Source organism: Aestuariibius violaceus (assembly GCF_040779325.2).
Classification (GTDB): domain Bacteria; phylum Pseudomonadota; class Alphaproteobacteria; order Rhodobacterales; family Rhodobacteraceae; genus Aestuariibius; species Aestuariibius violaceus.
In genome coordinates this window covers 930,896-943,900 of the sequence record NZ_JBFONT020000001.1, presented here as the reverse complement: position 1 = coordinate 943,900, position 13,005 = coordinate 930,896, and the positions used below count along the sequence as shown (strand labels likewise).

10 protein-coding genes are annotated in these 13,005 nt (G+C 63.8%); 4 read left to right on the top strand and 6 right to left on the bottom strand.

The window, feature by feature from the left end; genetic code table 11:
* Positions 1-9: 9 nt before the first annotated feature.
* From oppB to AADZ90_RS04675, 3 genes are all read right to left on the bottom strand, one after another.
* The gene (gene oppB / locus AADZ90_RS04685; protein WP_367308911.1) at positions 10-933 is read right to left on the bottom strand and encodes an oligopeptide ABC transporter permease OppB; all 924 of its coding nucleotides are present in this window, start codon (positions 931-933) and stop codon (positions 10-12) included.
* Between the two features lie 125 nt (positions 934-1,058).
* Positions 1,059-2,693, bottom strand: coding sequence for a peptide ABC transporter substrate-binding protein (locus AADZ90_RS04680; RefSeq protein WP_367308912.1), 1,635 nt, complete (start codon positions 2,691-2,693; stop codon positions 1,059-1,061).
* Between the two features lie 136 nt (positions 2,694-2,829).
* Positions 2,830-3,984 (bottom strand): serine hydrolase domain-containing protein, encoded by a 1,155-nt coding sequence (locus AADZ90_RS04675; RefSeq protein ID WP_367308913.1) that lies wholly within the window; start codon positions 3,982-3,984, stop codon positions 2,830-2,832.
* 95 nt (positions 3,985-4,079) lie between these two features.
* Between AADZ90_RS04675 and AADZ90_RS04670 the strand changes: the two genes are divergently transcribed.
* From AADZ90_RS04670 to AADZ90_RS04660, 3 genes are all read left to right on the top strand, one after another.
* A complete protein-coding gene (locus AADZ90_RS04670) occupies positions 4,080-5,447 on the top strand; it encodes a phosphomannomutase (RefSeq protein ID WP_367308914.1) in 1,368 nt (455 codons plus the stop codon).
* Positions 5,448-5,586: 139 nt separating this feature from the next.
* Positions 5,587-7,020: a mannose-1-phosphate guanylyltransferase/mannose-6-phosphate isomerase gene (locus AADZ90_RS04665; RefSeq protein ID WP_367308915.1), complete on the top strand. Its 1,434-nt coding sequence runs from the start codon at positions 5,587-5,589 to the stop codon at positions 7,018-7,020.
* Between the two features lie 278 nt (positions 7,021-7,298).
* Positions 7,299-8,645 carry an SNIPE associated domain-containing protein gene (locus AADZ90_RS04660; protein WP_411996940.1) on the top strand — a complete coding sequence of 449 codons (1,347 nt, stop codon included), beginning with the start codon at positions 7,299-7,301 and terminating at the stop codon, positions 8,643-8,645.
* Between the two features lie 521 nt (positions 8,646-9,166).
* Here the strand turns inward: AADZ90_RS04660 and AADZ90_RS04655 are convergent.
* The 3 genes from AADZ90_RS04655 to AADZ90_RS04645 form a co-directional block, all read right to left on the bottom strand.
* On the bottom strand, positions 9,167-9,697 hold the full coding sequence (locus AADZ90_RS04655) for a DUF3859 domain-containing protein (protein ID WP_367308917.1): 531 nt from the start codon (positions 9,695-9,697) through the stop codon (positions 9,167-9,169).
* Positions 9,698-9,729: 32 nt separating this feature from the next.
* Positions 9,730-10,320 carry a DUF3859 domain-containing protein gene (locus AADZ90_RS04650; RefSeq protein WP_411996939.1) on the bottom strand — a complete coding sequence of 197 codons (591 nt, stop codon included), beginning with the start codon at positions 10,318-10,320 and terminating at the stop codon, positions 9,730-9,732.
* 79 nt (positions 10,321-10,399) lie between these two features.
* Positions 10,400-11,998: a phosphoenolpyruvate carboxykinase gene (locus AADZ90_RS04645; RefSeq protein ID WP_367308919.1), complete on the bottom strand. Its 1,599-nt coding sequence runs from the start codon at positions 11,996-11,998 to the stop codon at positions 10,400-10,402.
* 301 nt (positions 11,999-12,299) lie between these two features.
* Here AADZ90_RS04645 and AADZ90_RS04640 point away from each other — a divergent pair, with 301 nt between their 5' ends.
* A complete protein-coding gene (locus AADZ90_RS04640; RefSeq protein WP_367308920.1) occupies positions 12,300-13,001 on the top strand; it encodes a response regulator transcription factor in 702 nt (233 codons plus the stop codon).
* The last annotated feature ends 4 nt before the right edge of the window (positions 13,002-13,005 follow it).

Sequence of the window (13,005 nt, the reverse complement as noted above, 5' to 3'; positions counted from 1 at the left end):
GGCGGCCCCTCAATACCGGATCTTGGGGTCGATCCAAGCGTAAAGCACATCGACCACAAGGTTGAAGAAGATCGTCAGCGCCCCCACGAGGATCGTGATCCCCATGATGACCGAGTAATCCCGCGCCAGCGCTGCCGACACGAAGAATTGCCCGATCCCCCCCGTCGAGAAGAAGATGTCGATCACCACCGATCCGGTGATCATCCCCACGAAGGCGGGCCCGAGATACGAGATCACGGGCAGCAGCGCCGGCTTCAGCGCGTGGCGGAAGATCACACGCCGCATGGGCAGCCCCTTGGCGCGCGCCGTGCGGATGAAGCCCGCATTCAGCACCTCCAGCATCGAGGATCGCGTCAGCCGCGCGATCGACGCCATGTAAGAGGTCGAGAGCGCAATGACCGGCAGGATCAGATACTCGATCTGCCCCCCGCGCCAGCCGCCCCCCGGCAACCAGCCCAGCCAAAGCGTGAAGATCAGCACCAGGATCGGCGCCATCACGAAGTTCGGCAGCACCTGCGCGCCGATCGACACCCCGACGGCGGCGTAATCGAGCCAGGAATTGTGATAGACCGCCGCCGCGATCCCCAGCGCCCCGCCGCAGAGGACGGCGACGATGAACGACCAGAAGCCGTAGGTCAGCGTGATCGGAAAGCCCTGCTCGATCAGGTCGTTCACCGTCCGGTTGGTATAGGTGAAGGATGGCCCGAAATCGAACTGGGTCACGACGTTCCAGATATAGATCCCCATCCGCTCGACCATCGGCCGGTCCAGGCCGTATTTCGCCTCCAGATTGGCCAGCACCTGCGGCGGCACGCCGCGTTCGGTGTCGAAGGGGCTGCCGGGGGCGGCCTCCATCAGGATGAAGGAAAAGACGATCAGCAAAAGCAGCGTCGGGATCGCCACGGCAAGGCGGCGCAGGATGTAAACGGTCATGGCACCCCTCCGTCAGGGCGTGCTTGGGTTATCCGAAGGTGATGTCGGAGTGGGTCCCGCGGTGTCAGCGCGGGAAAGGGGCAAAGGCCCCGGCACATGGCCGGGACCAGAGGTGAGGGAACGGATCACTCCTCCGCGACGCGGTAGAAGTCCTTCACGTACCAGTTGTTTTCGGCATTGCCGTAGGGCCAGCCCTTGATCGTCGCATCAAGCAGGAAGGTGTTGGCGTAATGGTAGATCGGGATCATCCCCATATCCGCCGCCAGGATCCGCTCGATCTCGGCATAGCCCGCATTCGGATCTTCCGACGTCAGGACCGTGTCTAGGATCGCATCGACCTCGGGGTTGGAATACTTGCCGTCGTTGTTTTCATGGTCGGTCCGCAGGATCTTGGTGAAGGTCGAGCCTTCGTTGTAATCCGCGCACCAGCCCGACCGGGCAAGGTCGAAGTTCCCGGCCTTCCGCAGGTCCAGATAGGTCGTCCACTCATAGTTGGTGAGCGTGATGTCGACCCCCAGCTTCTGCTTCCACATCTGGCTGATGACGGTCGCGATCTGCCGGTGGCTTTCCGAGGTGTTATAAATCAGCTCAAACTCCAGCGGCTCGCCATCCGGGCCATAACCCGCTGCGGCGATCAGCTCGGCCGCTTCCGCGTCCCGCTCGGCCTGCGTCATGGACGCATAGTCGATCTCGGGCACGGTGAAGCCCGCCGTATCGGCATGGATGAAGTTATAGGCCGCCAGCTGCCCGCCCTGCAGGATCTGGTCGACGATCACGTCCCGATCGACCGCAAGGCTCAGCGCGCGGCGCACATCCGGGTTCTGCAGCGCCGGATGGGCATCGGGCCGCTGGTTGAATTGGTAGTAATAGGAGCACAGACGCGAGATCGAGGTCGCCTCGTCCGGATACTGCTCCTGCAGACGCGGGAAGGATCCAGCGGGCAGCGGTTCCAGATGGTCGAACTCGTCGGCTTCCCAGCGGGTCAGCGCCTGGTTCACATCGTTGATGATGACGCCGGTGATCTCTTCGATGATGACACTGTCGGCATCCCAGTATTCCGGGTTCTTCGTGGCCGACCAGCGCTCGTTCAGGGCGACCTCTTCCAGCACATAGGCGCCGTTCGACACCATGTTCTCGGGCGCGGTCCAGTTGTCGCCGTGTTCTTCGACCGTCGCGCGGTGGACCGGCATGAAAGTGGCGTAGGTCACAATCGACGGGAAGAAGGGCAGGGGCTGGGTCAGGTTGACCCTGAGCGTCCGCTCGTCGACCGCCTCGACGCCCAACGTCTCGGGATCTGCCTCGCCGGCGAGGATCTCGGCCGCGTTCTCGATCGACGACAGCTCGATATACCACGCATAGGGCGACGCCGTCGCGGGATCGACCGCACGGCGCCAGGAATAGATGAAGTCCTCGGTCGTGACCGGATCTCCGTTCGACCAGCGCGCATCCTCGCGCAGCGTGAACGTCCAGGTCGTGTAATCCGTGTTTTCCCAGCTCTCGGCGACGCCGGGAATGATGTTGCCCTCGGCATCCTGGCTCACCAGCGCCTCGAAAAGCTGGCGGATCGCGTGAAAGCCCGCGGTCTCTTCGTTCAGCGCGGGATCAAGCGTCGGGAACTGGTCGAGCAGGCGGTAGGAGAACGTCTGGTTCTCGGCCAGCGGCTCCCCGGTTTCGGGATGCGTCTCCTGGCCGAGCGCGCTCTGGGTGGAAAGGGCAACAAACGTGGCGGCGGTAAACGACAGAACGGTTCTACGCTTCATGAGGTATCTCCCTGTCTTGCGGTGACCATGGATCTGAGGCGGCCCCGCTATTTCTTAATGGCAGGCATCCTTCGCCTCTTTGGCGAAAGGTGCAAGAGCCGCGTAGGGTCAAACCGGTGCGAAACCGGGCAGTTGCCTAGAATTGCCGCAGAATGAAAAGTTCATCTTCCGCATAGAAGGCCTCCTCGTCCTGACCTTCCGTAAGGTCAGGCATTCCAAGGAGAAAATAGGCCCAGGCCGTGCCGCTCCCCTGGTCGAACCAGGCCCCGCCGGAGAAGCCCAGCGCGTGCCCCGCATGGCCGACCAGCTTTCCCGGAATACGCGGGTGGCCCTCATAGACAGACAACCCCAAAGCGAATCGCTGGAACAGCCCGTCGCCGTCTTCCCCGTTCTTGCCGTCATGGGCCCACTGCACCTCGCGCTGCATCCGCCCGGCAGCGTCATCCCGGCCGATCAGCCGGGCGAGCCGGGCGGCTTCGCTGACGCTCATCCTGAGGCCCGCATGGGGCGAAAACCACGAGGTCTGCACGCCGGGCCGCCAGTCCTCCAGCGATTGCCCGGCCCCGTCCCGCCAGATCAGATCGGCGTCCCACTCCGCCTCCGGCCCGTCCACCTGCAGGACCAGCCGCCCGCCGGTCCACTGGTAGAGCGGCAACCGCCGCTTCCGCTCGTCCACGCCTGCCCAATTGAACCCGCCCGCAATCCCCGCGGGTTCCAGCACCAGCCGCCGCAGGATGCTGTCGAACCGCTCGCCCCGGACCACCTCCAGCACCTGCCCGAGCAGCACGTAATTCAGGTTCGCATAGCGAAAGAACATCCCCGGCGCGTCGCCCGACAGCGCCGTCGGCGTCGCCTCAATGAATGCCGTCACCGATCCCGGCGGATCGACGATGTATCCCCCGTGATCCGTCAGCCCCGAGAGATGCGAAAGCAGATGCCGGATCCGCACCTTCCGCACCTGCGCGGGGGCGTCGTCCCACCCGATCACCTCCACCAGTGGTTCATCGAGCGACAGCCACCCCGCCAGCACGGTCTCCACCACCGCCCGCGCCGTCGCTGCCTTCGAGATCGAGGCCACGCGCACCCGCACGCCTGCATCCTCGACCGGCGGCCCGCCGGGTGTGGCCCGCCCGAAGATCGCTGCCCGCTCGTCTCCCTCGGGCGAGATCCGCGCAAGCGCCCCGGCCAGCACGCCCTCAGGGGCAGGCCGGGCCGTCAGAGCCTCGATATGTGCGCAGATCGTATCGAATGGGTCGTCCATGTAGCCACCCAACGGTGCTTCTTTCCGCATGGCAACCCCAACGGCGCATCGTCACGGCAGGGCGGCATTCCCGGTTGACCAGAGCAGTGCAAACCTTTCCCCATAGAGGAAACAGGAGACGGCCCATGCCCCCCAAATTCGGCACCAGCGGCCTGCGCGGCCTCGTCACCGAACTGACGCCGGATCTGGTCGCGGACCACGTCCGCGCCTTCGCCGCCGCCTGCGACACCGGCACGGGCCTCTATGTCGGGCGCGATCTGCGGCCGTCCTCTCCCGACCTGGCCGAGACCGTGCTGACAACGGCGCGCTCCGCGGGCCTCGACGTGACCGATTGCGGCGCCGTCCCCACCCCCGCCCTCGCGTTCGCCGCGATGCAGGCAGGGGCCGCCGCCATCATGATCACCGGCAGCCACATCCCCGCCGACCGCAATGGCATCAAGTTCTACACACCCTCCGGAGAGATCACCAAGGCACAAGAACAGGCCATCCTCGCTGCGCTCGGCCGGACCCCGGCAGGGCAGGGCACCCGCACCACCCGCACGGATGTCGCTGCGCTCTACGCGGACCGGTATCGCACGGGCTTCGACGGCACGCTCAAAGGCCTGCGCATCGGCATCTACCAGCACTCCACCGTCATCCGCGACCTGATGACCGATCTCATCGGCGGGCTCGGGGCCGAGGCCGTCCCCCTCGGCCGGTCCGACACCTTCATCCCCGTCGACACCGAAGCGGTCGACGCCGCGACCCGCGCCCAGATCGCCGACTGGACGCGCAGACACAGCCTCGATGCGCTCATCTCCGCCGACGGGGACGCCGACCGCCCGCTGCTCGCCGATGCGGACGGGGATGTCGTCCCCGGCGATATCCTCGGCCCCCTGACCGCCGCCGCGCTGGGGGCCGAGCGCATCGTCACGCCTGTCTCCTCCAACACCATGGCCCAGCTTTCGGGCCGCTTCGCCGAGGTCAGCCTGACCCGCATCGGCTCGCCCTACGTCATCGCCCGGATGGAGGAGCTTGGCGGCAACGTCGCGGGCTACGAGGCCAATGGCGGCTTCCTCCTCGGCTTCGCGGCCCAGGCCCCCACCGGCCCGCTGCCGCCGCTCATGACCCGCGACTGCCTGCTGCCGATCCTCGCTCCGCTCGCCGAGGCGCGCCGCCGGGGCGGGTCGCTCAAGGACCTGATCGCCGACTGGCCCGCCCGCCGCACCGCCAGCGACCGCCTCCAGAACGTCCCGACCGAGGCGAGCAAGGCACTCATCGCCCACCTCTCGGACGACCCCTCCGCCTTCCTCGCGCCGCTCGGTCAGGCGGCGGCAACCAACCGCACCGATGGCCTGAGGATCACGCTCACCGACGGCCGCATCCTGCACCTGCGCCCCTCCGGCAACGCCCCCGAACTCCGCTGTTACGCCGAAGCAGACACGACGGAAGCGGCCGCTGCCCTGCGGGACGCCGCCCTCAAACTCGCTCAAGAGGCCCTTGATGCGACCTGACATGCTCCGCCCGGTTCAGTCCCCGGGCAAGTGCTGCAACCTTTGGAAGAGACTCGCCACGTCACCGCGCTTCCGGGTAGATTTTTACATGCCGATCTTGAACAAAGAACCGTAGGCTCGGACGAAAAGGATCCGCCCAATGTCCCAGATCACCCCGGTTCTGCTCTGCGGCGGCTCGGGCACCCGCCTTTGGCCACTCTCCCGTAAGTCCTACCCGAAGCAATTCGTGCCGCTCCTCAGCGACGAAACGCTCTATCAGGCCACCGCCAAGCGCCTGACCGGCGCCAACGGCACCCATGCCTTCGCGCCGCCAATCGTCGTCACCAATTCCGACTTCCGCTTCATCGTCACCGAACAGCTGCAGGAGACCGGGATCGACCCCGGCGCGGTCCTGATCGAACCCGCGGCGCGCAACACCGCCCCCGCGATCCTCGCCGCGGTCCTGCACGCCCATGCCAATGACCCCGAGGCGATCCTCCTCGTCTCGCCCACCGACCAGGTCGTCCCCGACCCGGCCGCCTTCCGCAAGGCCGTCGCCGCCGGCCTGCCCGCGACGGACCAGGGCCAGCTCGTCACCTTCGGCATCACGCCGGACCGGGCCGAGACGGGCTACGGCTACCTCGAACTCCACGCGCGGCCCGACGGCGACACCCCCGTCCCGCTCAAGAGCTTCACCGAAAAGCCCGACGCGGCCACCGCGCAGGAGATGCTCGAGGGCGGCTGCCACCTCTGGAACGCGGGCATCTTCCTCTTCCGCGCCGCCGACATGATCGCCGCGTTCGAGGCGCACGCCCCCGGCCTTCTCGGCCCCGTCCGCCGCGCGGTCGACGGCGCCCAGCCCGATCTCGGCTTCCTGCGCCTCGACCCCACAGCCTTCGCCGAGGCCGAAGACATCTCCATCGACTACGCCGTGATGGAGAAATCCGCCAACCTCTCCGTCGTGCCCTATAGCGGCGGCTGGTCCGACCTCGGCTCGTGGGAGGCGGTGTGGCAAGAGATGCCTCGCGACGAGGCCGGCGTCGCCGCCGACGGGCCGGTGACCGCGATCGACTGCCGCGACACGCTGCTCAGGTCCGAGGCGGACAGCCTCGAACTCGTGGGCCTCGGCCTCGACAACGTCATGGCCGTCGCCATGCCCGACGCCGTGCTCATCGCCGACCGCTCCCGCGCGCAGGACGTCAAGGCGGTGGTCGACACGCTCAAGACCAAGAACCGCAGCCAGGCGACCCACCTGCCGCGCGATTACCGCCCCTGGGGCTGGTTCGAAAGCCTCGTGGTGGGCGACCGCTTCCAGGTCAAACGCATCGTCGTCCGCCCGGGCGGCATCCTCAGCCTGCAAAGCCACGTCCACCGGGCCGAACACTGGATCGTCGTCGAAGGCACCGCCCGCGTGACGATCGGCGAGGAGGTCCGCCTCGTCACCGAAAACCAGTCCGTCTTCATCCCCCTGGGAGAGGTCCACCGGATGGAGAACCCAGGCAAGGTCCCCATGGTCCTGATCGAGGTCCAGACCGGCAGCTACCTGGGCGAAGACGACATCACCCGCTACGAGGATCTCTACGCCCGGGGCTAGAGCGTCTATCTTTCCTCACCAAATTGCCGGATCAGACGGACTCCCAGATGATCCAGCCGCCTGTCTTCTGTTGGAAGACTGCGGCGCGCAGGGCGTACGTGATCCTTTCCGCCGGGGACTGAAAAGGTTGAGTTTCGGCACATACCGCGCTGTAGCGAAGGTCGGGAAGAGTCATCTTGGGCATTCGACATTACAAAGCGAAGGTCTGCAAACCTTCTCCTTGATCGCCACCGTTTCGCTAGTCAAACTGACAAAAAAAGATTGAAAGGCTGCAAATATTGGACGCTATTACGATTTTCGCAATCGCTTGGTTGCTCCTACCCATCCTTCTTTTGATCCTCTGGCTTCGCGCTCGTGGCGCAAAGAACCGTGCCGAAAAACGGATCGCGGAAGCAGAAGCGACCGCAGAATCGCTCAAGGAAAAATATGCGCCCATCATTTCTGTTGAGGATGAAGTCTCGACTCTCAAGGACACGGCAACAAAGATACTGAAGCAAATCGAAGAGACGCGTAGCTCTTATTCCGAGAAGCGCGCCACGCTAAAAAAGTTAGAACAACAAGTCGCAATTTATGACGAAAAGCTCTCCTTCGCGGAGTTGGGCGTCTATGAACCACATTTCGAGTTCACCGACTCTGACGAATACAAGCAAGAGATCAAACGCATCCGCGACCGCCAGAAAGCAATGGTCTCGGCCAAGACCTCGACCCTTTGTCCAACTGACTGGCAAGTGGATGGGAGCCGCGCCAAGGGGCAGACGATGATTAACCGCCAGACCCGTCTGACCATGCGCGCCTTTAACAACGAATGCGAAGCCGCAATTGCAAACACGCGCTGGAACAATGTCAACGCGATGGAGAAGCGTATCCTCAACGCGGCCAAGCAAATCGACAAAGCCAATGAGTCAATGAACCTGCGCATCAGCGAGCAATATGTCAGCCTTAAGTTGGACGAATTGCACGCAACCCATGAATACCGAGAACGCCTCAAGATGGAGAAAGAAGAGCGCGCCGAGCTGGCCCGCACGGAACGCGAAGAGAAAAAGCTACTAGCGGAGGCTGAAGCAGCAGAACGTGAAGAGGAAAGGTATCAAAAGCTCTTGGACAAAGCGCGCTCAGAGGCGGGCGTAGATGAAGGCCGCATTGCGGAGCTTGAAGCCGCTTTGGCCGAAGCCCACGCGACGAGCGAACGCGCCCGCGCGATGGCTGAGATGACCAAATCCGGCTATGTCTACATTATCTCGAACATCGGTTCCTTTGGCGAGGATGTAGTCAAGATCGGCCTGACGCGGCGACTTGAGCCAGACGACCGGGTAAAAGAGCTTGGTGACGCAAGCGTCCCGTTCGGCTTCGACACCCACGCCATGATCTACTCGGATGAAGCGCCTGCCCTCGAAAACGCTCTTCACAAAGAGTTTGCAGACCGCCGCGTGAACGCTTCCAACATGCGCAAAGAGTTCTTCCGGGTCGGCTTGGAGGAGGTCGAGGACGCTGTGAAACGCCTTGCCCCGTCCGCCAGCTTTTTCTCAGACCGTGAGGCGCAGGAGTGGCATGAAACCCTCTCCCGCCGCAAAGAGGCGTTGAAGGACATGGCCAGACCATCAGACGAATTGCCGGAAGCCATATAGTCTTGAAAGTTGCCATTGGCGCAACTGCAGCGAAAGCTCACGTCATCCCGCTATCTGGACATGAACCCATTGCCGCGCCCGTGCGTCAAAAACGCTCCATTGCAAGATTGCGCACGCAGCCATTGCTCACGCAGCCGTGCCTGTGAAGGCCGGCTACCTCCGTAGGGCGGGGCTCACCCCGCTGTCCGCATCATTCCCCGGCCCAACCATCCGCAGTAGGGTGGGGTTTCACCCCACCTTTCCCACCCCGAAACAATCCCGCCCTCCGTATCATTGTCCCCGGTGTTGCGCTGCACCGCAGCAGAACGGTCCGTTACCCCGCAAACTCGCTCAAAGATGTCCGACAGAATGCCGACGCGATGCCGACCGGATGCCGACACGCCGAAATCCCCTAAAAAACCTGCGTTAACACATGATTCGCGGCACCCCCGCCGGTGCCGCCCAAACCGTTCCATATCGCCGATTAACGATATGTCAGGATCCGTGGTGCCGCATCCTGCCGTTTCTCGACAAGGCTACCGCTAGGACGTCAACGTCCGGTCCAGACAGGCCGAGATCATGTCGGGCATCATCGACGCCGGAACCACCTCGAACGGGATCTTGTACAGCGTCTCGCCCTGCCAGATCGCCTCGAACTCCCACGTCCCCGGCACCATTTCCTCCGGAAAATCAAAGCTGTAGGCGTTGATCGAATTCCCCGCCCCACCCAGCACCGTCAGATAGCGCTGCTCGGTCACCCCGCTCTCCCGGAAGGGCGGATGCCGCAGGATGATCTCCACATCGTTATAGACGGCCCCGTCCGGCGATTTCGACACGATCCCGAAGGTCATCACCCCATGCGCCGGCACGATCTGCCCGTGCCAGCGGATGCGCGGCACGTCGTCATAGAGGTCGATCTTGCCCGCCGCCGTCTCAGGCGCCGGAGATTCCCCGAACGTCTCAACCGCACAAAACGCCCCATGCGCCACCGAAATCCGCGGATCGATAAACGCCGCCCCCGCCGCACTCAGAGGCGCAGCCAGAACCAGCAGAGGAAGGAGATATCTCAACATAATCAAACCTCTCTAGATCGCCGCGGGTGCTGTCAACCGGCCTGCCGCCGAACCGGCACCGCACTCAGCAGATCCTTGCGACACAAACCCGCAAGCTCCGGCACGCTGTCGGGATGGACCACCTCGAACACGACCTCGTAGATCGTCATGCCCCCGGATTGCCCACTCAGCCGCCACAACCCCGGCAACATCTCGTAGGCGTGGTTCAGCCCGTAGGCATGCACGTTCGCCGCGCCCGAAACCAGCGGGATCTCCGCCACCTGCCGCGTCCGCCCGTCGGATCCCATCGCCGGATGCTCCAACACCATCGTCGCGTCGAAATAGTCGAACCACGGCGCCAGCTCGACGATCACCCCCAGCGTCGCCCCGTATTCCATCGGGATCCGGAAGGTTTCGACGACCAGAGCCTCATGCAGGCCCGGTATCATGTGCCGCTCGCCCTTATAGGTATCCGGGGCTTGGTGGATCTCCTCCGGCGCGCCGGGGCAGAAGAGCCCGGCCTTGAGCGAAACCACCTGCGGCCGCTGCAACGCAACCTCAGCGCCCAGACCGGTGCCGCTCCCCACCAGCAAGGCCGGAAGGACGACGCGCCAGAGAAACGCGGTGCCACGGTCGCGAAGCATACGCATACCGCGAGTAGAATCACACTCAGCGAATCAGTCAACCGTGGTGATTCGGATCGGCAATTTTTCGATCGGCCAGCTAACCGATCGCCGCCGCCTTCACGTCCTCGTCGATGAAGGGCACGTATTGCGCGAAGTTGTCCGAGAACATCGTGACCAGCTTGTCCGCCGCTGCGTCATAGGCCGCCTTGTCCGCCCAGGTCGACCGTGGATCCAGCAGGCCCGCATCGACCCCCGGCACCGTCACCGGCACCTCGAAGCCGAAATTCGGATCCTTCCGGAACGTCGCCTCGCTCAATGACCCGTCCAGGGCCGCCGTCAGCAGCGCCCGCGTCGCCTTGATCGGCATCCGGTTGCCGGTGCCATAGGCGCCGCCCGTCCAGCCGGTATTCACCAGCCAGCAGGTCGCGCCATGCTTGGCGATCTTGTCGCGCAGCAGGTTCCCGTAGGCTTCGGGCCGCCGCGGCATGAAGGGCGCGCCGAAGCAGGTGGAAAACGTCGGCTCCGGCTCGGTCACCCCCCGCTCGGTGCCCGCAACCTTCGACGTGAAACCGGACAGGAAGTGATACATCGCCTGCGCCGGCGTCAGCCGCGCGATCGGCGGCAGCACCCCGAATGCGTCGCAGGTCAGCATGATGACGTTCTTCGGATGCCCGCCCAGACCCGTCTCCGACGCATTCGCGATGTAATCCAGCGGATACGCGCAGCGCATATTCGCCGTCAGACTGTCATCGTCGAAATCCAGCTCGCGGGTCTCCTCGTCGAAGACCATGTTCTCGATCACCGTCCCGAACTTGGAACAGGTGCCGTAGATCTCCGGCTCCGCCTCGGCGCTCAGGTTGATCGTCTTGGCATAGCAGCCGCCTTCGAAGTTGAAGGTCCCCCGATCCGACCAGCCATGCTCATCATCCCCGATCAGCACCCGGCCCGGATCGGCCGACAGGGTCGTCTTCCCCGTCCCCGACAGGCCAAAGAAGACAGCGGTATCCACCGGGTTGCCCTGTGCGTGATTGGCCGAGCAATGCATCGGCATCACGCCCTTCTCGGGCAGCAGGTAGTTCAGCAGGGTGAAGACCGACTTCTTGTTCTCGCCCGCATATTCCGTGCCCGCGATCAGGATGACCTTCGCGTCGAAGTTCAGCGCGATGACCGTCTCGCTCCGGCAATTGTGCCGCGCGGGATCGGCCTTGAAGGACGGGCAGTTGATGATCGTGAAATCGGCGGTGAACCGGTCCAGCTCCGCCCGCTCGGGCCGCCGCAGCATGTGACGGATGAACAGGCCATGCCAGGCCAGCTCCGTCACCACGCGTACATCCAGCCGCAGCGCGGGGTCGGCCCCGGCATACAGGTCCTGCACGTAGTAGGTGCCGCCTTTCATATGCTCCAGCATGTCGGCATGCAGCGCCTCGAACCCGTCGGGGCTCATCGCGGCGTTGTTCTCCCACCAGATGTCGCCTTCGACCGAGGCCGTCTTGACCACGTGTTTGTCCTTCGGCGACCGGCCCGTGAACTTGCCCGTCGTCACCAGAAACGTCCCGCCGCGGCCCAGCTTTCCCTCGTCCGCGGCCAGCGCATATTCGATCAGATCCGGTTCGAGAGCGTTGTAATAGACCTGCCCAAGCCCTTCGATCCCTTGATCTTCCAGCTTGAACTGGGGATTCACCCGTCCATGGTCCATTGCGTGCTCTCCCGGTATGAAGGCGGGTCCGTGCCGCCCGGTGGGATGCGCTTAACATGCTGGAAAGCCGGCTGAATAGCCGCAGATCAGGCCGTTAGCGCAACCAAGTTCATGTTATCGCAACCAGCAGCGGGCACTTGCCCATCGCATGTCGTATTTTGGTCATCTGATGGACGAACAAGGCACCCACATTGCCGTGCCCCGGGGGGCTAGTGGTGTTTTGCAATTGATTCGGCGGTCGAAACCGGCGAGACAGTGGGGTAAACTCAAGAAAATAACGTGTTTCCGTTGAGGAGGAGCCATGGCACGGATCGCATTGGTCGATGACGACAGGAACATCCTGACCTCCGTCTCCATCACGTTGGAGGCAGAAGGCTTCGAGGTCGAAACCTACAATGACGGCCAGTCCGCCTACGAGGCGTTCAGCAAGCGGATGCCCGACATGGCCGTCCTCGACATCAAGATGCCGCGGATGGACGGGATGGATCTGCTCCAGCGGCTGCGCCAGAAAACCTCGATCCCGATCATCTTCCTGACCTCCAAGGAAGACGAGATCGACGAGGTCTTGGGCCTGCGTATGGGCGCTGACGACTACGTCAAGAAACCGTTCTCCCAGCGCCTGCTGGTCGAACGCATCCGCGCGCTTCTGCGCCGTCAGGATGCCATCGCGGGCAACGGCCCGGAAGAAACCGAAGAGACCAAGGTGATGATCCGCGGCAACCTCACAATGGATCCGCTCCGTCACGCCGTCACCTGGAAAGGCCGCGACGTCTCGCTGACCGTCACCGAATTCCTGCTGCTTCAGGCGCTCGCCCAGCGCCCCGGCTTCGTGAAGTCGCGCGACCAGCTGATGGATGTGGCCTATGATGATCAGGTCTATGTCGACGACCGCACGATCGACAGTCATATCAAACGCCTCCGCAAGAAGATGCGCACGGCCGACGACGAATTCGCTGCGATCGAAACGCTCTACGGCATCGGCTACCGTTACAACGAAGAGTGAGTGA

Excerpts from the sequence above, each read along its gene's own strand:
- oppB (WP_367308911.1), bottom strand. The coding sequence starts at position 933 with ATGACCGTTTACATCCTGCGCCGCCTTGCCGTGGCGATCCCGACGCTG.
- AADZ90_RS04680 (WP_367308912.1), bottom strand. The coding sequence starts at position 2,693 with ATGAAGCGTAGAACCGTTCTGTCGTTTACCGCCGCCACGTTTGTTGCC.
- AADZ90_RS04675 (WP_367308913.1), bottom strand. The coding sequence starts at position 3,984 with ATGCGGAAAGAAGCACCGTTGGGTGGCTACATGGACGACCCATTCGAT.
- AADZ90_RS04670 (WP_367308914.1), top strand. The coding sequence starts at position 4,080 with ATGCCCCCCAAATTCGGCACCAGCGGCCTGCGCGGCCTCGTCACCGAA.
- AADZ90_RS04665 (WP_367308915.1), top strand. The coding sequence starts at position 5,587 with ATGTCCCAGATCACCCCGGTTCTGCTCTGCGGCGGCTCGGGCACCCGC.
- AADZ90_RS04655 (WP_367308917.1), bottom strand. The coding sequence starts at position 9,697 with ATGTTGAGATATCTCCTTCCTCTGCTGGTTCTGGCTGCGCCTCTGAGT.
- AADZ90_RS04650 (WP_411996939.1), bottom strand. The coding sequence starts at position 10,320 with ATGCTTCGCGACCGTGGCACCGCGTTTCTCTGGCGCGTCGTCCTTCCG.
- AADZ90_RS04645 (WP_367308919.1), bottom strand. The coding sequence starts at position 11,998 with ATGGACCATGGACGGGTGAATCCCCAGTTCAAGCTGGAAGATCAAGGG.
- AADZ90_RS04640 (WP_367308920.1), top strand. The coding sequence starts at position 12,300 with ATGGCACGGATCGCATTGGTCGATGACGACAGGAACATCCTGACCTCC.